General features: G+C 75.5%; 17 protein-coding genes. 7 read left to right on the forward strand and 10 right to left on the reverse strand.

Features of this window, described 5'->3' with window-relative positions; translation table 11 throughout:
* Positions 1-53: 53 nt before the first annotated feature.
* Genes CSPHI_RS10995 through CSPHI_RS11005 form a run of 3 tightly spaced genes read left to right on the forward strand, consistent with a single transcriptional unit; the run spans position 54 to position 3,789 of the window.
* Positions 54-1,217: an acyl-CoA dehydrogenase family protein gene (locus CSPHI_RS10995; protein ID WP_075693281.1), complete on the forward strand. Its 1,164-nt coding sequence runs from the start codon at positions 54-56 to the stop codon at positions 1,215-1,217.
* Entirely contained in the window at positions 1,214-2,674 is a 1,461-nt protein-coding gene (locus CSPHI_RS11000) for an aldehyde dehydrogenase family protein (protein ID WP_075693283.1), read from the forward strand. The genes CSPHI_RS10995 and CSPHI_RS11000 overlap by 4 nt, the downstream gene beginning before the upstream one ends.
* A complete protein-coding gene (locus tag CSPHI_RS11005) occupies positions 2,671-3,789 on the forward strand; it encodes a CaiB/BaiF CoA transferase family protein (protein ID WP_075693285.1) in 1,119 nt (372 codons plus the stop codon). Before CSPHI_RS11000 ends, CSPHI_RS11005 begins: the two co-directional genes overlap by 4 nt.
* Here the strand turns inward: CSPHI_RS11005 and CSPHI_RS11945 are convergent.
* Both CSPHI_RS11945 and CSPHI_RS11025 read right to left on the reverse strand, forming a co-directional pair.
* Positions 3,756-5,273: a PucR family transcriptional regulator gene (locus CSPHI_RS11945; RefSeq protein ID WP_084210395.1), complete on the reverse strand. Its 1,518-nt coding sequence runs from the start codon at positions 5,271-5,273 to the stop codon at positions 3,756-3,758. The two genes, CSPHI_RS11005 and CSPHI_RS11945, sit on opposite strands and share 34 nt — an antisense overlap.
* Before the next feature lie 6 nt (positions 5,274-5,279).
* Positions 5,280-6,122, reverse strand: coding sequence for a nitrilase-related carbon-nitrogen hydrolase (locus tag CSPHI_RS11025; protein WP_075693287.1), 843 nt, complete (start codon positions 6,120-6,122; stop codon positions 5,280-5,282).
* A gap of 156 nt (positions 6,123-6,278) precedes the next feature.
* Between CSPHI_RS11025 and CSPHI_RS11030 the strand changes: the two genes are divergently transcribed.
* Both CSPHI_RS11030 and CSPHI_RS11035 read left to right on the forward strand, forming a co-directional pair.
* Positions 6,279-6,590, forward strand: coding sequence for a hypothetical protein (locus tag CSPHI_RS11030; protein WP_075693289.1), 312 nt, complete (start codon positions 6,279-6,281; stop codon positions 6,588-6,590).
* Positions 6,590-7,918, forward strand: coding sequence for an alpha/beta hydrolase (locus CSPHI_RS11035; RefSeq protein ID WP_075693291.1), 1,329 nt, complete (start codon positions 6,590-6,592; stop codon positions 7,916-7,918). The genes CSPHI_RS11030 and CSPHI_RS11035 overlap by 1 nt, the downstream gene beginning before the upstream one ends.
* Here the strand turns inward: CSPHI_RS11035 and CSPHI_RS11040 are convergent.
* From CSPHI_RS11040 to CSPHI_RS11075, 8 genes are all read right to left on the reverse strand, one after another.
* The gene (locus CSPHI_RS11040; RefSeq protein ID WP_245803423.1) at positions 7,897-8,943 is read right to left on the reverse strand and encodes a PTS sugar transporter subunit IIC; all 1,047 of its coding nucleotides are present in this window, start codon (positions 8,941-8,943) and stop codon (positions 7,897-7,899) included. The two genes, CSPHI_RS11035 and CSPHI_RS11040, sit on opposite strands and share 22 nt — an antisense overlap.
* Positions 8,944-9,107: 164 nt before the next feature.
* The gene (locus tag CSPHI_RS11045; RefSeq protein WP_075693293.1) at positions 9,108-9,554 is read right to left on the reverse strand and encodes a heat shock protein transcriptional repressor HspR; all 447 of its coding nucleotides are present in this window, start codon (positions 9,552-9,554) and stop codon (positions 9,108-9,110) included.
* 26 nt (positions 9,555-9,580) lie between these two features.
* Entirely contained in the window at positions 9,581-10,741 is a 1,161-nt protein-coding gene (gene dnaJ, locus CSPHI_RS11050; protein WP_075693295.1) for a molecular chaperone DnaJ, read from the reverse strand.
* A gap of 135 nt (positions 10,742-10,876) precedes the next feature.
* Positions 10,877-11,494 carry a nucleotide exchange factor GrpE gene (gene grpE / locus CSPHI_RS11055; protein ID WP_075693297.1) on the reverse strand — a complete coding sequence of 206 codons (618 nt, stop codon included), beginning with the start codon at positions 11,492-11,494 and terminating at the stop codon, positions 10,877-10,879.
* Positions 11,494-13,335, reverse strand: coding sequence for a molecular chaperone DnaK (gene dnaK / locus CSPHI_RS11060; protein WP_075693299.1), 1,842 nt, complete (start codon positions 13,333-13,335; stop codon positions 11,494-11,496). The genes grpE and dnaK overlap by 1 nt, the downstream gene beginning before the upstream one ends.
* Positions 13,336-13,688: 353 nt before the next feature.
* A complete protein-coding gene (locus CSPHI_RS11065) occupies positions 13,689-16,487 on the reverse strand; it encodes an FtsX-like permease family protein (protein WP_075693300.1) in 2,799 nt (932 codons plus the stop codon).
* The gene (locus tag CSPHI_RS11070) at positions 16,487-17,185 is read right to left on the reverse strand and encodes an ABC transporter ATP-binding protein (RefSeq protein WP_075693302.1); all 699 of its coding nucleotides are present in this window, start codon (positions 17,183-17,185) and stop codon (positions 16,487-16,489) included. The genes CSPHI_RS11065 and CSPHI_RS11070 overlap by 1 nt, the downstream gene beginning before the upstream one ends.
* Positions 17,182-17,715 carry a PadR family transcriptional regulator gene (locus CSPHI_RS11075; RefSeq protein ID WP_075693304.1) on the reverse strand — a complete coding sequence of 178 codons (534 nt, stop codon included), beginning with the start codon at positions 17,713-17,715 and terminating at the stop codon, positions 17,182-17,184. Before CSPHI_RS11075 ends, CSPHI_RS11070 begins: the two co-directional genes overlap by 4 nt.
* 438 nt (positions 17,716-18,153) lie before the next feature.
* Between CSPHI_RS11075 and CSPHI_RS11080 the strand changes: the two genes are divergently transcribed.
* Both CSPHI_RS11080 and CSPHI_RS11085 read left to right on the forward strand, forming a co-directional pair.
* Entirely contained in the window at positions 18,154-21,915 is a 3,762-nt protein-coding gene (locus tag CSPHI_RS11080) for a heterodisulfide reductase-related iron-sulfur binding cluster (RefSeq protein ID WP_084210397.1), read from the forward strand.
* Between the two features lie 313 nt (positions 21,916-22,228).
* Positions 22,229-23,527 carry a pyridoxal phosphate-dependent aminotransferase gene (locus tag CSPHI_RS11085; RefSeq protein WP_075694046.1) on the forward strand — a complete coding sequence of 433 codons (1,299 nt, stop codon included), beginning with the start codon at positions 22,229-22,231 and terminating at the stop codon, positions 23,525-23,527.
* The last annotated feature ends 16 nt before the right edge of the window (positions 23,528-23,543 follow it).

Below are 23,543 nucleotides of genomic sequence, written 5' to 3' on the forward strand. Positions count from 1 at the left end.
GAGCCCCGGCACCGACCCCATCCCGACCACCCCACCACCCCCCTGGAGGACCGATGACCCGCACCCCCGATCAGCTGATTGACTTCGACGCGCTGCTCACCGAGGAGGAGCGCATGATCCGCGACACCGTCCGCGGTTTCTGCGACGAGCGGCTACGCCCGCACGTGGCCGACTGGTTCGAGGCCCACGACATCCCCGACGACCTCGGCCCCGCCTTCGGCGAAATCGGGGTTCTCGGCATGCACCTCGAGGGCTACGGTTGCGCCGGCACCTCCGCGGTGGCCTACGGCCTGGCCTGTCTGGAACTTGAGGCCGTCGATTCCGGGCTGCGCTCCTTCGTCTCCGTGCAGGGCTCGCTGGCCATGTACGCCATCCACCGCTGGGGCAGCGAGGAGCAGCGGAACCACTGGCTGCCGGAGATGGCCGCCGGCCGCGCCATCGGCTGCTTCGGGCTGACCGAACCCGACTTCGGGTCCAACCCAGCCGGGATGCGCACCACCGCTCGCCGCGACGGCGGCGACTGGGTGCTCGACGGGGCGAAAACATGGATCACCAACGGCTCCCGCGCCGATGTCGCCGTAGTGTGGGCCCGGGTCGACGAGGGCTACGCCGGATTCCTGGTGGAGCGCGGCACCCCCGGGTTCACCACCCACGACATCGGCCGGAAGATGTCCCTGCGCGCTTCCATCACCTCCGAGCTGGTGCTGGAGGGGGTGCGGGTGCCCGACTCCGCCCGGCTACCCGGCGCGACCTCGTTGCGCGGACCGCTGTCCTGCCTCAACGAGGCCCGGTTCGGGATCACCTTCGGCGCCCTCGGCGCCGCCCGGGACTGCATCGAGCAGACCCTCGACTACGTCGCCGCCCGGGAGGTGTTCGACAAGCCACTGGCCGCCTACCAACTCACCCAGGCCAAGCTCGCGGACATGGTCCTGGAGCTGGACAAGGGGCTGCTGCTGGCGCTGCAGCTGGGCCGGATGAAAGACGCCGGCCGGCTGCCGCACCAGGCGATCTCCCTGGGCAAGCTGAACTCCACCCGGGAGGCACTGGCCATCGCCCGGACCTGCCGCACCCTGCTCGGCGCCTCCGGGATCACCACCGAGTATTCCCCGATCCGGCACGCCAACAACCTGGAGTCGGTGCTCACCTACGAGGGCACCGCGGAGATGCACCAGCTCATCATCGGTCAGGAGCTCACCGGCGAGGCGGCGTTCCGATGAGCGGCCCCGTGAAACTGCGCCACCTCATCGGCGGGGCCCGGGTGACCGGCGCCGGCGCCCAGTGGCGCTCGGTGAACCCGGCCCGGCCGGAGGAGACCGTCGGCGTCGGCCGGCTCGCCGACGCAGCCCAGGTCACCGCCGGCATCGACGCCGCCGCGGCGGCCGCCGGCGACTGGGCGGCGAGGCCGATCGCCGAACGGGCCGCGATCCTGCGCGGCGCGGCGGCAATCCTGCGCGGCAACGCCGAGGCCTGGGGCGCGGAGCTGGCCGCGGAGGAGGGCAAGACCCGCGCCGAAGGCGTCGCCGAATTCGCCCGGGCCGCCGCGGTGCTCGACTATCACGCCGGGGAGGACGGCCGTGACGCCGGGGAGGTGCACCACTCCCCCCGGGTCGGCGAGCGGATCGAGGTACTGCACCGCCCCCTTGGCGTGGTCGGTCTAATCACCCCCTTCAACTTCCCGGTGGCGATCCCCGCGTGGAAGGCCGCCCCCGCCCTGGTGCACGGCAACACGGTGGTTCTCAAGCCCTCCCCGCTGGCGGCGCTGCCCGCGCTGCGCCTCGCCGAGGCCCTGGAGCGGGCCGGGCTGCCGCCGGGGGTGCTCAACCTGGTGCTCGCCGAGCCGCCGGACACGGACCCGCTGCTGGCCGACCCGCGCGTGGCGGCGGTGTCCTTCACCGGCTCCACCGCGGTGGGTCGGAGCATCGCCGCGGCCTGCGCCGCCCGGGGAGTGCCGGTGCAGGCGGAGCTGGGCGGTAAGAACCCGGCGGTGGTGCTCGGGGACGCGGATCTGGATCTGGCCGCGGCGCAGGTGCTCGCCGGGGCCTTCGACTCCGCCGGGCAGAAGTGCACCGCCACCTCCCGTGTGGCGGTAGTGCGCGAGGTGGCCGAGGAGTTCATCCGGCAGCTCGTGGCCGGCGCCGACGCCCGGGTTCTCGGGGATCCGCTGGCCGAGGGCGTCGACCTCGGCCCGCTGATCGGCGCCGACGCTCGGAGTCGGGCCCTATCCGGGGTGCGCGCCGCGGTCGATGCCGGAGCCTGGCTGCTCACCGGTGGGGAGGGCGCCGCCCCGGCGGACTGCCCCGACGGGTGGTTCCTGGAGCCGACGGTGCTACGGGTGCCGGACGCGGCCAACCCCGCCTGGGTCGAGGAGCTCTTCGCCCCGGTGCTCGCGGTGCTCGTCGTCGACGGCGCCGAGGCCGCCTTCGCCGCCGCCGACGCCGGGGAGCTGGGCCTGTCCGCGGCGGTGTTCACCGACTCCGCCACCGCGATGGGGCGGGCCGTGGAACTGCTGGATACCGGGGTGCTGCACCTGAACTCGGCGACCACCGGGGCGGATCCGCATGTGCCCTTCGGCGGTGCCGGCGCCTCCGGGTACGGACCGCGGGAGCAAGGCCGCGCGGCTCGGGAGTTCTTCACCCGCCCGGTGACCGTCTACCTCGCGGGAGGCCGCCGATGAGCACCGCCGAGGACACCCCGACCGGGGCGCTGGACGGGATCCTGGTAGCCGACTTCTCCCGGGTGCTCGCCGGGCCCTACGCCACCATGCTGCTCGCCGATCTCGGTGCGGAGGTGGTGAAGGTAGAGCGTCCCGGGGTCGGGGACGACACCCGTGCCTGGGGTCCGCCGCATGGCCCGGACGGGCGGGCCACCTACTTCACCGGGGTGAACCGGAACAAGACCTCGGTGGCGCTGGACCTCGGCGACCCCGCCGACGCCGCCCGGGCCCGGGAGCTCGCCGCCCGCGCCGATGTGGTGGTGGAGAACTTCCGGCCCGGCACCATGGACCGGCTCGGCCTGGGCTACGCGGACCTCCGGAAGATCAATCCACGGGTGGTCTACGCCTCCCTATCCGGGTTCGGGGAGGGCGCCGGCGCCACCCTCGGCGGCTACGACCTGGTGGTGCAGGCCGTCGGCGGGCTGCTGTCGATCACCGGGGAGGGCCCGGGTGCGGAGGTGAAGGTCGGCGTGGCCGTGGTTGATGTGCTCACCGGGCTGCACCTGGCGATCGGGGTGCTTGCCGCGCTACGGCACCGCGACCGTACCGGGCGCGGCCAGCGGGTCGCCACCGACCTGCTCTCCTGCTCACTGTCCTCCCTGGTCAACCAGGCCGCCGCTTATCTCGGCGCCGGGATGGTGGCCACCCCCATGGGCAACCGGCACCCCTCCATCGCCCCCTACGAGGTCTACCCCACCGCGGCGGGCCGGCTGGCGGTGGCGGTGGGCAACGACGGGCTCTTCCGCCGTTTCGCGCGGGTGCTCGGGGCACCGGAGCTCACCGAAGATCCCCGCTTCGCCACCAACCCGGACCGGGTGCGGCACAGGGAGGCGCTGCAGGAGCTGGTGTCCACCGCCCTGGCCCGCCGGGGCGCGGCCGACTGGGCGGCCGACCTCGCCGCCGCCGGGGTGCCCGCCGGACCGGTCAACGACATCGCCGGCGCCTTCGACTACGCCACCGAACTGGGCCTGGACCCGGTGGTGGAGCTCGGCGGCACCCGCACCGTGCGGAACCCGCTGCGGCTGTCGGAGACCCCGGCGGCCTACCGGCTGCCGCCGCCGGAGCTGGGCGGCTGAGCCGGGGCCGCGGCCCGGGAGCGCAACCCCAGCCACAGCTCGGCGCGCACATCCGGGTCGTCGAGGCTGGCGTCGAGTACCGCCTCCACCCGGTCCACCCGGGCCCGGGCGGTCTGCCGGTGCACCCCCAGCCGCCGGGCCATCGCCTCCACCCGGCCGTTGGCGACCAGGAATGCCTCCACCGCGGCCACGGTGCCCTCCCCGGTGGCCGCGTCATGCTCCTCCAGCCGGCGCAGCAGCCCGGCGGCGAGCAGCTCCGCAGCCTGGTCGTCGAGCAGCCCGAGCAGCAGCTCATGGGCCGCCATCCCGGTGAACCGGCGCACCCGCGCCACCGCCCCGGCCGCCGGCACCGCCAACTCCGCCTGGCGCAGCGAGGACACCGCGGCGGCCAGCGGCATCGCCGAGCCCACCCCCACCCGGGCGCCGTCAATCCCGGCCAGTCCCTCGGCGAGATCATCGGCGCCGCCGTGCAGCACCAGCCGGCCGCCGGCGGCCGGGCCATGCAGGTGCGCCCGCCCCGACTCCCGCAGCACCGCCGCCACCGGCGGGCCCGTCACCCCGTGCACCAGCACCGCGCGCACCTCGGCCTGCGGGGTAAGCCCGAACAGGCCCAGCTGCTCGGCGGGGGGCGTGCGCCCGGCCGCCACCGCCGCCGTGGCATCGGCGCGCAGCGCTTCCTCGACCCCGTGCACCGCCCGGGAACGGGCCAGCGACAACGCCGCCAGGGCGGCGACATGCCCGGCGAGCACCCGGTCGAGCTCATCGGGCGGCGACTCCGTATCCAACACCAGGGCGCCACGCCCTGCGCCGGGGTCCTCGCCCTCGGCCCCGGCCAACGGCAGCACCATCCGGGTGCCCCTGCCACCGCGGGCGGAGGGTCCGGCTGACGGGGTGAAGGGCGGCTCCGGCAGCGCTGCGGCGATCTCGGCGGCGTCCCCGGCGGCGGCGAGCACCACCCCCTCGGCGGAGACGACCGCGGCCACCGCGCCGAGCATCCCGGCGACCTCGCGCAGCATCGCCGGAAGCCCCCCGGCGAGCATCGCCCGGGTCAGCCGGGACTGCCGCTCCACCAGGGCGGTCAGGGCCCGCACCCGGGCGGCGACGATCTCCTCGGCGACGGTGCGCACCACCGTAGCGAAGGGGATCTCGGCGGCCACGGAGAGCACCGGCACACCCAACTCCGTACCGCGGCGCACCAACGCGGCGGGCACCTCCGGCCAACGGCCGGCGGCGTCCAGGGCCAGGCCCGCCGCCCCAGCGGCGTGCAGCCGATCTAGATCCGCGGCCAGTCCGGCGTAGTCCTCGGCCATCTGGAAGCCGCCGCTGAGCACCAGGGTGCCCGGCGCCACCCACCGGGCCGCATCCGGGCGGTCGATGGCGTGCGCCCACTGCACCACCGACTGCTCCGCCACCTCCGCCGAGGTATGCAAACGCAGGCCCAGCTCCCCCCGGCGGACCAGGTCGGCGACGGTGGGAGTGCGCACCGGAACCTAGTTCCCTTCGCGGATCGCCAGCACCGGGATCTCCCGGCGCACCCGGTCCAGCTCGCCGAGATCCAGGTCCGCGGTGAGCAGCTGCGGGTCGTAGCCGGCCTCCACGATGCGCCGCCCGTCCGGGGCGATGAGCGCGCTGTGCCCGATCCCGGTGGGCCCCTCCGCGGCACCGGCGGCGGCGGCCCCGCCGGGCCGGGCCGCGTCCACGGCGACCAGGGCGCAGGTGGCGTCCAGGGCCCGGGCGGCGGTGAGGGTGCGCCACTGGCCGAGTTTGCCCGGCCCGTCGTTCCAGGAGGTGGGCAGGGCGATCACCTCGGCGCCCTCGGCGGCCAGGGCGGTGAAGTGCTCCGGGAAGCGGATGTCGAAGCACACCCCCAGGCCCAGCCGGACGGTGTCGCGCTCCCCCTCGCGCACCGGCACGTCCACGATGAGCCGCTCCGCCCCCGGGGCGACGGTGTCGGATTCGCGGAAGCCGAAGGCGTCGAAGAGCCGGATCTTGTCGTAGCCGGTGTGCAGCCCGGCCCCGGTGACCAGGGCGGTGTTGTGCACCCGGCGCAGCCGGCGGCCCTCGACGAGCACCTCGTCGGCGGGCCGGAACATGCCGGCCACGGCGACCAGCCCGGCGGCCTCGGCGGCCTCGCCGACGGCGGTGGCGAAGGGACCGTCGAGATCCTCGGCGACCCGGTCCAGGCGGCCGGCGCCGAAGGCGAGCATCGCCGCCTCCGGGAGGACCACCAGGTCCGCGCGGGCCCGCCCGGCGGCGGCGATCGCCTCCCGGATGGCCCGCAGGTTCTCCCCCACCTCGGGGCGGTTCTCCAGCTGGGCGATGGTGATGCGCATGGGCCAAGGCTACCGGCGCGGCCGGGTTGTCCACCGCCGGCGCGGGTTTTCGCCGGTTGTCCACCGGCCCCGGCGCCCCCGGCCCGGCTGGGCGGGCACGGCCGCGCCGGGGCGGGCATCCTGGCCGCGCACGGGAAACCGGGGAGGGGACGGGCGATGACCATGGCGGGCACGGGGGATCCGGGGCTGCTGCAGGCCTCCCCGACGGCGCTGCGCCGGCTCGCCGCGGGGATCGCGGAGGAGGCCGCGGAGCTCGCCGCCGCGGCGCGGCTGCCCCGGGGCGCGGCCTGCCCGCCGGGGGCGGCCACCGGACCGGCCGCGGACCGGCTGGCCCGGGCCTGGTCGGGCGAGCTCCACCGGCGCGCCGGGGAGCTGGCCGAGCTGGCCGGGCGGATCCGCCGGTTGGCGGACGACCTCGACGGGGCGGACCGGGAGCTCGCCGGGCGGATCGCGGGTGGGGTGCGCTGATGGCCGTGGATCTCGCCGGGGCCGCGGCCTGGTCCACCGCGCCGCTGGGCGGGGCCGCTCGCGGGCACCGGGAGGCCGCGGAGCGGCTGCGCGGCGCCGCGGATCGGCTCGGCGCCGCGGTCGCCGGCATCGACCCGGAGCACCTGGCCGGGCTGCAGCGCGACCGCGCCGAGGAGTCCCTGGCCCGGCGCGCCCGGGCGCTGCGCGAGCTCGCCGTGCTGCTGGATCTCGCCGGCGGGCACCTCGCCGAGGGCGGGGCCCGGATCGGCGCCGCCCGGGAGGGCCTGCGCACCGCGCTCGCCCGGGCGCGGGCCCACGGCATGGCCGTGGACGCCGCAGGCCGGGCCCGGCCGGGGCCGGGGCTCACCCGGGCGCTGGCCCTGGCCCCCGGCGCGGCCGCGGCACTGCTGCTGCTCGCCCGGGCGGAGTCGCTGCTCATCCGCCGGGCCCTGGCGGGGGTGCGCGCCGCCGACGCCGCCACCGCCGACCGGCTCGCCGGGGCCTGGCCGGGCGCGCCGGGCCGGTCGAACCTGCGCGGCCACCCCCGCTGGCCGGCGGTGACCGCCGTCGCCGCCCGCGACGGGGGCCGGGTGCTGGAGACCGGCCCGGACTCCACCGCGCTCCTCGCCTACGGGGATCCCTCCGCCGCGGACCACCTGATCGTGCTGGTCCCCGGCACCGGCTCCGATCCGCTCGAGCCGCTCACCGTGCACCGCCTGGGCCGGCGGGCCCGGGCGATCCTGGACTGCGCCACCGCCGCCACCGCGGTGGTGGTGGCCCTGCACGACGCCCCGCCGGATCTGCTCGCCGCCGCCGGCGACGGCCACCACCCGGCGGCGGCCGCCCAGCTGCGCACCGCGGTGGCCCGGCTCGCCGCGGCGCACCCGGGGGCGGCGGTGTCGGTGCTCGGGCACAGCCACGGGGCGGTGGTCGCCGCCCAGGCCGCCCGGGGCCCGGGGCTGCGCGCCGATGCGCTGATGCTGCTCGGCTCCCCCGGGGCCGGGCCGGGCGTGGCCGATGCGGGGGATCTGCGGCTGCTCGGCCCCGGCGGCCGGCGGCACCGCGGATCCGGGCGGGTGCATTCGGTGCGCGACCCCCGCGACCCGGTGGGCCTGGCCGCCCGGGCCGGGATCCACGGCGCGGACCCGGAGGACCCCGGGTTCGGGGCCCCCGGGGCGGAGCGGGCGGAATCGCCGCCGGCGCCGGTGCGGCGGGCGCATTCCGCCTATTTCGAGGATCCGCGGCGGCTGCGCGCCATCATCGCGGAACTGGAGGACGACGCCGGGCTCGGCCCGGCGCCGCCGGCTCAGTCGAAGTCGAGCCGGTAGTGCTCCGGGCGGGTCCAGCCGAGCACCCGGGTGAACAGCAGCTGGAAGCCGATCGACAGCGCCAGCGGGGCCACCACGAACATCAGGGCCACCACCGCGAGGTTGCCCGGGGTCCAGCCCCAGCCCGGGTCGTTCAGCGCGGCCAGCGGGCCGACCAGCCCGGAGATGCCGAACCCGGCGGAGATGGCGGTGCCCGGGACGCCCACCGCCCCGCCGAGCCCGCCGAGCACCGCGGCGGTGCACAGCATGGGCGCGAAGGCCGCCGGCCGGGCGAACATGTTCGCCATCTGCACCTTGGGGCTGCCCAGCACATGCAGCAGCGAGGTCGCCGGCCCGTTGACCCGCCAGCCGGCGACGAGCAGCCCGAAGCCCGCGGCGACCACCCCGAGGTTGGCGGTGCCGGCGGCGACATCGGCCATGAAGATGGCGGTGGCCACCCCGACCGTGGACACCGGGGAGACGATCATCACCGCGAAGAGCATGGCCAGCACGATGCCCATGGGCACCGGCTGCAGCGCGGTGGCCCCGTTGACCAGGCCGCCGAGCCATTCGGTGAACACCCTGACCACCGGGTAGGTGACCACCCAGCCGATTCCGCCGGCGACCACCACCACGATGGTGGACAGCAGCAGGATGGTGTAGTTGCGCAGCCGATCCCCGATGAGCAGGATCACGCCGACGGCCAGGGCGGCGGTGATCCCGGTGTTGATCACCAGCCCGGTGCCCTGCAGGTGGAAGCCCCCCTCCGGGTCGACCTGCGCCACCCCGGAACCGCAGGTGGCGGCGATGCCCACCGCGGCGGTCTGGATCTGGGAGAGCCGGAACTGCATGGCCACCAGCACCCCGATGAGCACCGGCATCAGGGAGGAGGCCAGGGAGACCAGCTCGATGACGGTGGCCCCGGCGGGGAAGACCGGCAGCAGGGCCCGGAAGAGCTCGCCGAGCAGCGCCTGGGGCACCAGGGCCACCACCACGGCCACGGAGATGCCCTGCAGCACCCGCATGGTGAACTCCCCGCCGCCCATCCGGGGCGGGATGGCCGCGTCGGCGGCGGGGTCGGCGGTGGGCGGTTCGCGGAAGGTCATGGCGGGCAGCCTAAACCACCCCGGGAGACGGGGAAGCGGCAGGTCAGGAACGGCCTTCGGGGTTTTCGCGGGGATGCCCGGACGGGCGCCCGGGCGGGCGCGGCTCAGCCGCGCTCGGCGCCGGGTGCGGTCCCCTCGCCGCGGGATCCGCGCCGGCGGGCCCGGCGATCCCACATCACCACCGCGGTGGAGCGGGGCACGTGCACCAGCTCCCCGCGGCGCGGGGCGGCCTCCCGGCGGGTGCGGGCGAGCTCCTCGCGCAGCCGGGCGTTGTCCTCCTTGAGCCGGTCCACCTCGGCGGTGAGCTCGATGATGGACTTGATCCCGGCGAGGTTGACCCCCTCCTCCTGGGAGAGCCGCTGCACCTCCCGGAGCAGGGCCACGTCCCGGGCGGTGTAGCGCCGGCCGCCGCCGCGGGTGCGCCGGGGGGTGACGATGCCCAGCCGGTCGTAGTTGCGCAGGGTCTGGGCGTGCATGCCGGCCAGTTCCGCGGCCACCGAGATGACGTACACCTCGGTGGGCTGCTGCTTCTTCTCCGGCATGGCGCTCATCTCCTTCCGTCCCCGCCGGGGGGCGCTCAGGCCTCCCCGGCCCAGCCCGCGCGGGGGTCGAAGCCCCCGGCCCGCTCGGCCTCCGCATAGGACCGCAGCGCCGAGGCCGCGGCGTCGTCCAGATCCGTGGGCACCCGCACCGACACGGTGACCAGCAGGTCGCCGGGGGTGCCGGAGCGCTTCGGGATGCCCCGGCCGCGCACCCGCAGGGTGCGCCCGTCGCTGGTGCCGGCGGGCACCCGCACCCGCACCCGGCCGTCCAGGGTGGGCACGGTGAGGGTGCCGCCGAGGGCGAGCTCGGCGAAGCTCACCGGCACGGTGACCTCCAGGTCGTCCCCGGAGCGGGTGAAGATCTCGTCCGGGCGCACGTGCACGGTGACGAAGAGGTCCCCGGCGGGGCGGCCCCGCAGACCCGCCTCGCCCTGGCCGGCCAGGCGCACCTTCTGCCCGTCGACCACCCCGGCCGGCACCCGCACCGTGATGGTGCGCCGCCGGGTGGTCACCCCGGTGCCGGCGCAATCCGGGCAGGGATCGTCGATCCGGGTGCCCTGGCCGCCGCAGTCCGGGCAGGGGTGCGACATGGCGAAGGCGCCGCGCTGCTCCTCCACGAACCCGGTGCCATGGCAGGACCCGCAGGTCACCGGCGAGGTGCCGGCCCGGGCCCCGGAGCCGTGGCAGGTGGTGCACGGGGAGGGGTTGGTCAGCTGCAGGGGGATGGTCACCCCCTTGGCGGCCTCCCGGAAGTCCAGGGTGATCTCGGTCTCCACGTCGGCGCCCCGGCGCGGCCGGGCCGCCCGGCCGCCGCCGCGGCCCATGAACCCGCCGAGGATGTCGCCGAGCCCGCCGGAGCCGCCCGCGTCGCCGAAGAGATCCGAGATGTTGAAGTCGAATCCCCCGCCGCCGCCGGCGCCGGCCGGACCGCCGGCCCCGGGGAAGCGGAAGCCCCCGGAGGCCATCGCGGCGCGCAGCTCATCGTATTCGGCGCGCTTCTCGGGTTCCCCGAGCACCGAGTAGGCCTCCGAGATGCGCTTGAAGCGCTCCTCCTTGGCCTTGTCCCCCGGATGCGCATCCGGGTGGTTGTCCCGGGCCAGGGTGCGGTACGCGCGCTTGATCTCGTCCTGGCCCGCGGACTTGGCGACGCCAAGATCGGCGTAATAGTCCTTCTCGGCCCATTCCCGCTGGGTCATCGATCGTCGCCTCCTTTCCTCATCCGCGCGCCGGTCGCGCGCCCGTCATTGCCATTGCCCATCATCATCGCCCGCCGGGGCCCGGGCCGGGGCGGGACACCCCGGTCCGGGGCGGCGGGGGCCTACCCGGGGCGGCTAGCCCCGCTCCCCCGCCGCATCGGCCCCGTCCTCCGCGGCGGCCGGCTCCGGATCGGCGATGACCACCATCGCGGTGCGCAGCAGCCGATCGTCCATCCGGTAGCCCTTGCGCAGCACCGCGCCGAGGACCTGCTCGCCCCCGGAGGACATGTCCTGCACGGCCTCGTGGATCTCCGGGTCGAAGCCCTCGCCGGGTTCGGCGAAGGCGGTGACCTTCAGCCCGGCGAGCATGTCGCGGAACTTGCCCGCGAACACCGCCAGCGGCCCGGTCTCCAGGTCGCCGTGCTCCTCGGCCCGGTCGAGATCATCGGCCAGGATGAGCAGCTCGGCGGCCACCGCGGCCTTGGCCGCGGCCCGGTCGTTGGCCCGGTCCCGGTCCACCCGGCGGCGGTAGTTCGCGTATTCCGCGGTCACCCGCTGCAGGTCCCCGGTGCGCTCCTCGAGCTCCGCGGCGAGCCGGGCCGATTCGTCCTCGGCCCCGGCGGCCTCCTCGGCGGCCGCATCCGCGGTCGCCTCGGTGGCGTCGGTGGCCTCGGTCGCCTCGGTCGCCTCGGCGTCCGCCTCGGCGACGGGGTCCTCGCGGACCCCCTCGCGCGGGTCGTCCTGCTCCGGCATCACTTGTCGTCCTTGCTCTCGTCCTCGTCGACGACCTCGGCGTCGACGACGTCATCGGCGCCGGCGTCGGCGGCGTCGGCCTGGGCCGCGCCCTGGGCCGCCTCCGCCTCGTAGATGGCCTTGCCCATCTCCTGGCTCTCCGCGGAGAGCTTGTCCACGGCGTTCTTGATGGCGTCGATGTCGGAGCCCTTGAGCGCCTCGTCGACGCCCTTGGCGGCCTCCTCCACCTTCTCCCGGATGTCCTCGCTGACCTTGTCCTCGTTGTCCTCGACGAACTTCCGGGTCTGGTAGACCATCGACTCCGCGGAGTTGCGGACCTCCTGCTCCTCGCGGCGCTTGCGGTCCTCCTCGGCGTGGGTCTCGGCGTCCTTGATCATCTGGTCGATCTCCTCCTGGGACAGCCCGGAGCCGTCCTGGATGGTGATCGTGGACTCCTTGCCGGTGCCCTTGTCCTTCGCGGTGACGTGCACGATGCCGTTGGCGTCGATGTCGAAGGTCACCTCGATCTGGGGCACCCCGCGCGGGGCCGGGGCGATCCCGCCGAGCTCGAAGGAGCCGAGCAGCTTGTTCGCCGCGGCCATCTCGCGCTCGCCCTGGAAGACCTGGATCTGCACCGAGGGCTGGTTGTCCTCGGCGGTGGTGAAGGTCTCCGAGCGCTTCGTCGGGATGGTGGTGTTGCGCTCGATGAGCTTGGTCATCACCCCGCCCTTGGTCTCGATGCCCAGGGACAGCGGGGTCACGTCGAGCAGCAGCACGTCCTTGACCTCGCCGCGCAGCACGCCGGCCTGCAGGGCCGCGCCGACCGCGACGACCTCGTCGGGGTTGACGCCCTTGTTCGGCTCCCGGCCGCCGGTGAGCTCCTTGACCAGATCGCTCACCGCGGGCATCCGGGTGGAGCCGCCGACCAGGACCACGTGGTTGATGCTGGACACGGAGGTGTCCGCGTCCTTGATCACCTGCTGGAAGGGCTTGCGGGTCCGGTCCAGCAGATCCTGGGTGATCTTCTGGAACTCGGTGCGGGTGAGGGTCTCGTCGAGGAAGAGCGGGTTCTTGTCCGCGTCGACGGTGATGTAGGGCAGGTTGATGGAGGTCTGCTGGGAGGAGGACAGCTCGATCTTGGCCTTCTCCGCGGCCTCGCGCAGCCGCTGCATCGCCATCTTGTCCTTGGTCAGGTCGATGCCCTGGGCGGCCTTGAACTTATCCACCAGCCAGTCCACGACCCGCTGGTCCCAGTCGTCGCCGCCGAGGCGGTTGTCGCCGGCGGTGGCCAGCACCTCCACCACGCCGTCGCCGATCTCCAGCAGGGACACGTCGAAGGTGCCGCCGCCGAGGTCGAAGACCAGGATGGTCTGCTCGTCATCGGACTTCTCCAGGCCGTAGGCCAGGGCCGCGGCGGTGGGCTCGTTGACGATGCGCAGCACGTTGAGGCCCGCAATCTGCCCGGCCTCCTTGGTGGCCTGCCGCTCCGAGTCGGAGAAGTAGGCGGGCACGGTGATGACCGCGTCGGTGACGTCCTCGCCGAGGTAGGACTCCGCGTCCCGCTTCAGCTTCATCAGGGTGCGCGCGGAGATCTCCTGCGCGGTGTACTTCTTGTCGTCGATTTCCACGCTCCAGTCGGTGCCCATGTGGCGCTTCACGGAGCGGATGGTGCGGTCCACGTTGGTGACCGCCTGGTTCTTCGCGGACTGCCCGACGAGCACCTCGCCGTTCTTGGCGAAGGCGACGACGGACGGGGTGGTGCGCGATCCCTCGGCGTTGGCGATGACCTTCGCCTCGCCGCCCTCCAGGACCGAGACGACCGAGTTGGTGGTGCCGAGGTCGATGCCGACTGCACGTCCCATGGTGATGTTCCTCCTGCGTTGCGCTCGCCGGCTGCGGCGAGTCATTCGTTCGTTTCTCCGAGGCTGAGCCTCACGGACTCAAGAGTGCACCCGACGGGTTCGCCCCGTCAAATCGTCTTGAGCCTGTCCGACTCAACCTTCTCATCCGGTGCAACGGGGTTCGCCCCGGAATTGTTCCCGCCCGACTCAACTTTTCTCCGGACGCCCACCGGAACACCCGCCGACCAGGGCGTATTCCACCCCGGGCACGGCCGCGGCCGGCGGCGGCGCCGCGGTGGGCGCCGCCGCCGGCCGGGCGGGGCGGGGCCGCGGTGGGCGCCGCCGCCGGCCGGGCGGGGCGGGGCCGGGCGGGGTCAGTCCCCGCGCCGCGGCGGCGGGCCGCCCCGGAACCGGGCGCCGAGGACCAGCCCGACCACCCAGGACATGGCCGCCAGGCTCGCCGCGAACAGCGCCACCGGGCCCCAGGGCGCCCCGGCGAGCGCGCCCGCCGGAGGCGCCCCGAAGTGGATCGCCCGATGCGCCAGGAAGGCCGCCGCCAGTCCGGCGACGCCGAGCCCCCCGAGCGCCACCCCGGCCAGGCCGACCAGCAGCCCCTGCGCCCCGGCGTAGCGGCGCAGCAGCCCGCGGCGGGCGCCGAGCACCCGCAGCATCGCCAGATCCGCGCGGGTCTCCCGGCCGCCGAGCACCACCACGAGGGCGACCACGCCGAGGCCGAGCAGCCACAGCACCGCCACCGCCATCCGGTGCATCACCAGGTCCCCGGGGTAGGCCGCCGGGTCGGCGAGGAAGAGGTCCTCCGGGGTGCTCCGGTCCAGGGGGGTGCCGTCGATGAGGGAGCGCCAGCCCGGACGGTCTTCCCGCAGCGGCAGCACGGTCCCGCCGTAGCGGAGATCCACGGCCAGCCGCCGGGCGGTGTCCGGGGCGATGACCGCCGGGCCCAGGGTCTCGTAGTCCGGTTCCCCGGGCCCCGGGTCGGGCTGCGGGGCGAACAGCCCCGGCAGCGCCATCGCCGGGATCTCGATCTCCCGGGCCCCGTCGGCCTCCCCCGCGCCGGCGCCGGCGTCGGCGCCGCACTCCGGCGGCGCCCAGCCGCCGGGCACCGGCACCCAGGCGGCCCCGTAGCCGCCCTCCGCGGCCGCGGCCTCCGCGGGGTCCCCGCCGGCGGCGGTGAGCCGCTCCCGCCGCTCGTCGAGGGTCTCCGCGGGCTCCCCGGCGGCGGCGCCGCCGCAGACCCGGACGGTCACCCGGCCGTCCCGGATCACGGACTCGTCGGCGACCACCGCCCCGCCGGCGGCGAGCACCCGGCGGGCCCGGGTGAGCCGCTCGCCCATCCCGTCCGCGTCGGTCGCGGCGAGCACCCGCACCACGCCCGGGTCGGCGACCAGCACCCCCTCGCCCACGCCGAAGCGCGGCACCCAGTACGCCTCCGGGCCGACCACCACGGCCTCCGGATCCGGGCGCTCGGGGCGCACCAGCGCCAGCTCCCCGCCGATCGCCGGGTTCCACACGTCGATCCGGCCGATGGCGCCGGTGCTGCGGGCCAGCCGGTCGAGATCGGCGTCGATCCCGGCGGTGGAGCTCGGCGCGGTGGCGGTCCACGCCGCCAGCAGCGGCACCGGGGTGGTCTCCCGGGAGGGGATGGCGCCGAGGTAGCCGTAGGAGCCCACCGCGATGAACACCACCCCGGCCACCGCGGCGATCGCCGCGCCCACCCGCTGCGCGGAGCGGTCCGCGTCGCGCAGCGCCAGCCGGGCGGGCAGCGGCAGCCGGGGGCCGAGCGCGACCAGGCCGCGCAGCAGCGCCGGGGCGGAGGCGACGGTGCCCAGTGCCGCCACCGGCAGCCAGAACGCGCCCTCCGGGGGCGCCTCGGCGACCAGCGCGAGCAGGGCGATGAGCAGCAGCGCCGGCCCCGCCCAGAGCAGCCGGCCGCGACGGGGTCGGTAGGCGGCGGAGCCGTCGGCCAGGCCCAGCGCCGGCTCCTCCCGGCCGGCCCGGATCGCGGGCAGCGCGGCCGCGGCGCAGGCGCACAGCACCGCCGCGAGGGCGAGCAGCGCCCAGGCGTCGGCGGCCCAGTGGAACGCCGCGCCGTGGGCCTCGCGCACCAGGCGGAAGCCGGCCAGGCCGAGCACCGCCGAGCCGAGCCCGCCGAGGACGGCGGCGCCGAGCCCGGTGAGCAGGCCCTCGGCGAGCATCACCGCGCGCAGCCGGGCCGGCCGCGCCCCGGTGGCCGCGAGCAGCGCCAGCTCCCGGCGGCGGCGCCGGGCGGAGACCGCGAACAGCGGGGTCACCGTCGCGGCGACCAGCACCAGCGCCAGGGCGCCGGCGGCGACCACGGTGGCCCGGGTCGCCGCATCGGCGTAGCCCAGCTGCCGCAGCCCGGTGAGCACCGGCCGGCGGCTGCCCGACTCCCCCGGCGCGTACTCCGGGTCGTAGGCGGCGTCGAGGGCCACCCCGAAACCGGGGCGCACCTCGGGCACCGCATCGGCGCGCCAGGAGTACTCCAGGTCCGCGGGCAGCTCCCCGTAGCGGGCCTCGCCGCCGAGGCGCACCCCCGGCACATCGGCCAGGGCGAGCACCGCCTCGGAGTCCCCGCCGGCGCCGATGCCGGCCATGCGCAGCCGCAGCGGCTCGGCGACCCCGGGCACCCGCACCCGCAGCTCATCGCCGCGGTGCAGGCCGAGGGCCCGGGCCTGCTCCGCCGAGGGCAGCACCGTGCCCGGCGCCGGCCCCCCGGCCGCCGGCGGCAGCGCCACCGCGCGGGCGTCCATCCGGATCTCGGCGGCCCCGGCCCCGGCGGCGAGGCCGGCGGAGAAGTCCACCTCCGGTTCCAGCCGGGCCGCGGTGGCCGGTCCGAGGGCGTCGCCGAGCCGGTCCGCGATGGGCCGCCCCCGCTGCCCGCCCCGGTCGTCCTCGAGGCAGGTGCCGGGATCGCCGAAGTCGCAGGGCATGTCGGAGATCCGGATCCGGGCGACCGGCTCCAGCGGGGCCCGGTACTCGCCGGGGTCGCTGGCCACCATGCTGGCCAGCCCGGCGAGGGCGGCCACCGGCAGGGCCAGCAGCACGATGCCGAGCAGCGCGGTCCACCGGTTCCGGAGCATCCCGCGGCGGGCCAGGCGCAGCGCCAGGCCGGCGCGGGCGAGCGGGCCGGCCATCACCGATCACCGCCCAGGATCCGGCCGTCGCGCAGCTGGATGACCTCATCGGCCCAGGCCGCGAACCGGGGTTCGTGGGTGACCAGCACCGCCGCGGCGCCGGCGTCGACCCGGCCGCGCAGCACCGCGAGCACCTGCTCGGCGGTGGTGGTGTCCAGCGCCCCGGTGGGCTCATCGGCCAGGATCAGCCGGCGCTCCCCGACCAGGGCGCGCGCGATCGCGATCCGCTGGCGCTGCCCGCCGGAGCATTCCGCGGGGAAGCGCCCGGCCAGGGCCTCCAGGCCCAGTTCGGCCAGGGCGGCGCGGGCGGCCTCGCGGCGCGCCGCGGCGCCGGCCCCGCCGAGCTCCAGGGGCAGCGCGATGTTCTCCGCCACGGTGAGCGTGGGCAGCAGGTTGAAGTCCTGGAAGACGTAGCCCAGGTGCTCCCGGCGGATGTCCGCGCGGGCGTCCCGGCTCATCCCGGCGACGTCCACGCCGTCGATCAGCACCCGCCCGCTGGTGGGCGCGTCCAGGGTGCCGGCGATGTTGAGCAGGGTGGATTTGCCGGAGCCGGAGGGGCCCATCACGGCGAGCAGCCGGCCGGGTTCCACGGTGAGGCTCACCGCGTCCAGGGCCCGGACCTCATCCGGCCCGTCCCGGTGGATCCGGGTGACCTCCTGCAGGTCGAGTGCGGCGGGGGCCGCGGCGGGGGCGCTCATGACTGGGCTCCTTTCGGGTGGTCGGTGACGGCGGCGAGGTTCTCCACGTGGTCCAGCCAGCGCGCCTCGGCCTCCAGGTCGAAGACGCGCCGCTCCAGCAGCAGCCGGTCGGCGCCGCGGTCGGCGGGGGTGGCCGCCTTGAGCCGGACCAGCTCGCGCAGCTCCGCCAGGGCGGCGCCGCGCTGGCGCTGGATGAGCGCGGTGACGTCGACCCCGCCGACGGTCTCCGCCACGGCGATCTTCATGGCCAGCTCATCGCGGTCGTCGCGGGGCCGCAGCACCGCGGTGTCCCACCAGGCGGCCAATTCGGCGCGGCCGGCCTCGGTGAGCCGGTAGGCCTCGGCCTCGGCGGCCTCGTCGGGCACCGGCTCGACGAGGCCGTCGCGCTCCAGGCGGCGCACCGTCTGGTACACCTGCCCGATATTCAGGGGCCAGGTGCCCCGGGTCGCCTCCTCGAAGCCCCGGCGCAGCTGCGCCACCGCGCGGGGCCGCTCGCCGATGAGCCCGAGGAGGGCGTGTTTGACGGACATGCCCGCCTCCCTCCAGATGCTTACTCGGTAACCACCTGCAGCATACGGTGCCGCTTACCCGGTAAGCAAGAACGCTCGGGGAACACCCCCGCCCCCGGCCCGCGGGCCGACCGATCCGGGCCCGCCGGGGCCGCCGGGGCGATTGGTCGAGGGGATCCGGACATCGATTTAGCATAGGTTTCCCTGCCTTAAATCGGCGGCCCCGTTCAGGCTGCGGAAAGGCGCTGGCCAGCGGATTCGACCCCGTCGAAATGCGCCACCCCCACATTCGCGCCGCCGGTTAGGGCCCCGGCCGGGCTCGTGATATACCTCACAAGAGAACTAAACCGTGACCACCCATCACCAGCCCCACCCGCGCCGGCCCCACCACGGCACCGCGCCGGGGAGTGCGGGGAGGTTGCGGGGAGACCGTTTTTCCGCACCATCGTTAGGAACGTCATGAGCGCGCTCCACCTCGCCAGCCCGGCATCCGGGGTAGCCGAGATGACCGGCTTCACCGTGACGCTGGGTACCATCGGCGCCCTCCTGTCGCTGCCCTGCTGGGGCATCTTCATCTACGGCTTCGTGCACATGGTCCGCACCATCATGCTGGGCCAGCCCACCTACGGGCACACCGACCAGCTGCCGCGCCGGGTGTGGACCACGATCGTCGAGGTCGTCGGGCACACCAAGATGTTCAAGAAGCCGGGCATCGCGATCGCCCACTGGTTCGTCATGGTGGGCTTCCTGCTGGGCTCGCTGGTCTGGTTCGAGGCCTACATCCAGTCGATCTGGCCCGCCGGCGGCTGGCCGATCCTGAGGGACCTCACCCTCTGGCACTTCGTCGACGAGATCCTCGGCCTGGGCACCACCCTGGGCATCCTGAGCCTCATCATCGTGCGCCAGACCAAGCGCGGCAAGGAGCGGCTGAGCCGCTTCTACGGCTCCGACGCCAAGGCCGCCTACTTCGTCGAGGGCGTGGTCCTGCTCGAGGGCCTGGGCATGATGATGGTCAAGGCCGCCAAGCTCGCCACCTACGGCGACGACCACCACGAGCACGTCTGGAACTGGGCGAACTTCGTCACCGGCGGCATCGCCCAGCTGCTGCCGGCCAGCGCGGCCATGGTCTCCGTCTTCGCCTTCATCAAGCTGATGAGCGGCATGGTCTGGCTTTTCGTGGTCGGCCGCAACCTCACCTGGGGCGTGGCCTGGCACCGCTTCCTCGCCTTCGCGAACATCTTCCTCAAGCGCAACGCCGACGGCTACAACGCCCTCGGCGCCGCCAAGCCGCTCACCGCCAAGGGCGAGGTCCTCAACCTCGAGGAGGCCATGGAGAGCGAGGACGAGGACCTCTCCATGGGCACCGGCGCGGTCACCGACCACACCTGGAAGGCCCTGCTGGACTTCACCTCCTGCACCGAATGCGGCCGCTGCCAGGAGCAGTGCCCGGCCTGGAACACCACCAAGCCGCTCTCCCCGAAGCTCCTGGTCAACCGGCTGCGCGATCACGCCTACGCCTCCGCGCCCTACCTGCTGGCGCAGCAGAAGGCCGGCGCGGACGCCGCCGAGGCCGAGGGCGGCGGCGAGGACGCCGGGGCCGCGCTGCTCGGGCTGCCCCTGGTCGGCGACGGCGACGCCGGGGTGATCGACCAGGACGTGCTGTGGTCCTGCACCAACTGCGGCGCCTGCGTGGAGCAGTGCCCGGTGGACATCGAGCACATCGACCACATCATCGACATGCGCCGCTACCAGGTGCTCGTCGAATCCGACTTCCCCACCGAGCTCGCCGGGCTGTTCAAGAACCTGGAGACCAAGGGCAACCCCTGGGGCCAGAACGCCTCCACCCGCGCCGACTGGATCAACGAGGTCCGCAAGGACGGCGTCGTGGTCCCGGTGTGGGGCGAGGACGTGGACAGCTTCGACGACACCGAGTACCTGTTCTGGGTCGGCTGCGCCGGCGCCTACGACGACAACGCGAAGAAGACCACCAAGGCCGTCGCGGAGATGCTCTACACCGCGGGCGTGAAGTTCACCGTGCTCTCCCAGGCGGAGGGCTGCACCGGCGACTCCGCCCGCCGCGCCGGCAACGAGTTCCTCTTCCAGATGATGGCGGAGCAGAACATCGAGCAGCTCGGCGAGGTCTTCGAGGGCGTGCCCCCGAAGCAGCGCAAGATCGTGGTCACCTGCGCGCACTGCTTCAACACCTTCAAGAACGAGTACCCCGAGCTCGGCGGCAACTACCGGGTGCTGCACCACACCCAGCTACTCAACCAGCTGGTCCGGGAGAACCGGCTGCAGCCGGTGGCCTCCGGCCAGGGCCGCCAGGTCACCTACCACGACCCCTGCTTCCTGGGCCGGCACAACAAGGTCTTCGAGGCGCCCCGCGAGCTGATCGGCGCCTCCGGCGCGAACCTCGTGGAGATGAAGCGCAACCGCAACACCGGCTTCTGCTGCGGTGCCGGCGGTGCCCGCATGTGGATGGAGGAGACCATCGGCGAGCGCATCAACGTCAACCGCACCGAGGAGGCCATCGGCACCGGCGCGGAGCAGATCGCCATCGGCTGCCCCTTCTGCAAGACGATGATGAACGACGGCGTAAACAACCTCATCGAGGACGGGCCCAAACCCGAGGTCGTCGACATCGCCCAGATGATCCGCGACTCGGTGCTCGTCGACGGCAAGCTGCCGGAGCCGATGGAGCCGACCTGGATGGCCGAGCCCGAGCGCGGCTGGGTCGAGCCGGAGGAGCCCGAGGAGGAGCCCGAGGAGGAGCCGGAGGCCGTCGAGGAGGCCAAGCCCACCGCGGTCGCCGCCCCGGCGCCCAGCGGCGCCAAGGGCGCCCCGGCCCCCGGCGGCGCCAAGGGTGCCCCCGCCCCCGGCGGGGCCAAGGGTGCCCCCGCCCCCGGCGGGGCCAAGGGTGCCCCCGCCCCCGGCGGGGCCAAGGGTGCCCCCGCCCCCGGCGGGGCCAAGGGTGCCCCCGCCCCCGGCGGGGCCAAGGGTGCCCCCGCCCCCGGCGGGGCCAAGGGTGCCCCCGCCCCCGGCGGTGCGAAGAAGGGCGCCCCCGCGCCCGGTGGAGCCAAGGCCGGCGCCCCCGCCCCCGGTGGAGCCAAGGCCGGCGCCCCCGCCCCCGGTGGCGCCAAGGCCGGCGCCCCCGCCCCCGGTGGCGCCAAGGCCGGCGCCCCCGCCCCCGGTGGCGCCAAGGCCGGCGCCCCCGTCCCCGGTGGCGCGAAGGCCGGTGCCCCGGTCCCGGGCGGCGCCAAGAAGGGCGCCCCCGCGCCCGGCGGAGCCAAGGCCGGCGCCCCCGTTCCGAGCGGCGCCAAGAAGGGCGCCCCCGCGCCCGGCGGTGCCAAGGCCGGCGCCCCCGTTCCGGGCGGCGCCAAGCCCGGCGCCCCGGTGCCGGGTGGCGCGCCCAAGGGCGCCCCGGTGCCCGGTGGCGCACGCAAGGGTGCCCCGGTGCCCGGTGGCGCAAAGGCCGCGGCGGACACCGCTGCGGATGCGCCCCAGGCCGAGGACTCCGGCGCCGTCGAGGCCGCCGCACCGCAGAAGGTCGGCGGCGCCCCGGTGCCGGGTGGCGCCCGCCGCGGCGCCCCGGTGCCGGGTGGCGCCCGCACGGCCGCGCCCGCGCAGCCGGCGCAGGAGGCCCCGGCGGAGCAGCCGGAGCCGGAGGTCGAGGAGACCGTCGCCGAGGCCGCCCCCGAGCAGCCCGAGGTGCAGAAGACCGCCGGCGGCGTGCCGGTGCCCGGCGGCGCGCGCCGCGGCGCCCCGGTGCCGGGCGGCGCCCGCAAGGCCGCCGCGGCGCCCGCCGCGGCCCCGGAGCCCGAGCCGGAGACCCCGGCCGAGCCCGAGGCCCCGGCCGAACCCGCCCAGCCGGAGCCCGAGGCCGCCGAAGTCGCGGAGGAGGCCCCGGCCGAGCAGGCGACCACCGCGACCGGGGTGCCCCTGCCCGGCGGCACCCGGCGTGGTGCGCCGATCCCGGGTGGCGCCCGCACGGCCGCCCCGGCCGCGCGGCCCGCACCCGAGCCGGAGCCGTCTGCCGAGGCCGAGGCCGAGGACCAGCCGGAGCCCGAGGCGCCCGCCGAGGTCGAGGCCGAGGCCCCCGGCGAGGCTGAGGCCGCCGAGGCCGCGCCGGAGCAGGCCCCGGCCACCCCGGCCGATGATGCGCCGCGGCACCGCGGGGTGCCCATCCCGGGCCACGCCCGCCGCACCGCCGAGGGTCGCTGACCCGGGGCACCCGCCGCGGCCGGGAGGGGATTCCCCTCCCGGCCGCGGCGTTTCCGCGCCCGGCGCCGCCACCGGATCCGGCACCGCCGCCGGATCGGGGCGCGCGGTTCCCCCGGCGGGGCGGGAATGGCATGCTGGACGGGTGAGTGAAAACACCCCGAACCCGAGTAAGCCGGAGCATCCGGACCGCCCCGACCAGGCCCCCGCGGCCCCGGCCGCCGGCGCCGCCGCCCCGGAGGAGGGTTCGGGCACGGCCGCCACGGCCGACGCCCAGGAGGTCAAGGCCCGGGCGCTGCAGGCCAGCGCCGAGCTGATGCGCGCCGCCCGCGCCGAGCAGGCCCGGGCGGCCAAGGGGGCGCTGCGCGCCGGGGCGACCCATCCGCGCCGCCGCCCGCTGACCCCGCTGGACCAGTCGGAGAAGCTGCGCAACGTGCTCTACGACATCCGCGGCCCGGTGGCCACCCTCGCCGAGCAGATGGAGGCCGACGGCCACCGGATCCTGATGCTCAACACCGGCAACCCGGCGAAGTTCGGCTTCGACGCCCCGGACACCATCGTCCAGGACATGGTGCGCGCGCTGCCCCACGCCCAGGGCTACTCCTCCTCCAAGGGCATCTACCCCGCCCGGCGCGCCGTGGTCACCCGCTACGAGATGGTGCCCGGCTTCCCCCGCTTCGACGTCGAGGACGTGTGGCTGGGCAACGGGGTCAGCGAGCTGATCTCGATCGTCACCCAGGCGCTGCTCAACGAGGGCGACGAGGTGCTCATCCCCACCCCGGACTACCCGCTGTGGACCGCGGCGACCACCCTGGCCGGCGGCCGGCCGGTGCACTACATGTGCGATGAGGACGCCGGCTGGGAGCCGGACCTGGAGGACATCCGGGCCAAGGTCACCGACCGCACCAAGGCGATCGTGGTGATCAACCCGAACAACCCCACCGGCGCGGTGTACTCCCGGGAGCTGCTGGAGGGCCTGGCGGACATCGCCCGGGAGCATTCCCTGCTGCTGCTCGCCGACGAGATCTACGACCGGATCCTCTACGACGACGCCGAGCACATCTCCCTGGCCACCCTGGCCCCGGATCTGCTGTGCATCACCTTCAACGGGCTGTCCAAGACCTACCGGGTGGCCGGCTACCGGGCCGGCTGGATGGTGCTCACCGGGCCGAAGCGGCATGCCGAGGGCTTCATCGAGGGCATCAACCTGCTGGCCTCCACCCGGCTGTGCCCGAACGTGCCCGCCCAGCACGGCATCCAGGTCGCCCTCGGCGGCTACCAGTCCATCGAGGACCTGATCCTGCCCGGCGGCCGGCTGCTGGAGCAGCGCGACGTCACCTGGCGCAAGCTCAACGAGATCCCCGGGGTCAGCTGCGTCAAGCCGATGGGCGCGATGTACGCCTTCCCGCGGCTGGATCCCGAGGTGCACGAGATCCACGATGACGAGAAGCTGATGCTGGACATCCTCCGCGAGGAGAAGATCCTGATGGTCGGCGGCACCGGGTTCAACTACCCCACCCCGGACCATTTCCGGATCGTCACCCTGCCCTGGGCCGCGGAACTGGCCGAGGCGATCGAGCGGCTGGGCAACTTCCTGGCGAGTTACAAGCAGTAGCCCCGCCGGGGGCGGG

It is taken from the genome of Corynebacterium sphenisci DSM 44792, from assembly GCF_001941505.1.
Taxonomy (GTDB): Bacteria; Actinomycetota; Actinomycetes; order Mycobacteriales; family Mycobacteriaceae; genus Corynebacterium; species Corynebacterium sphenisci.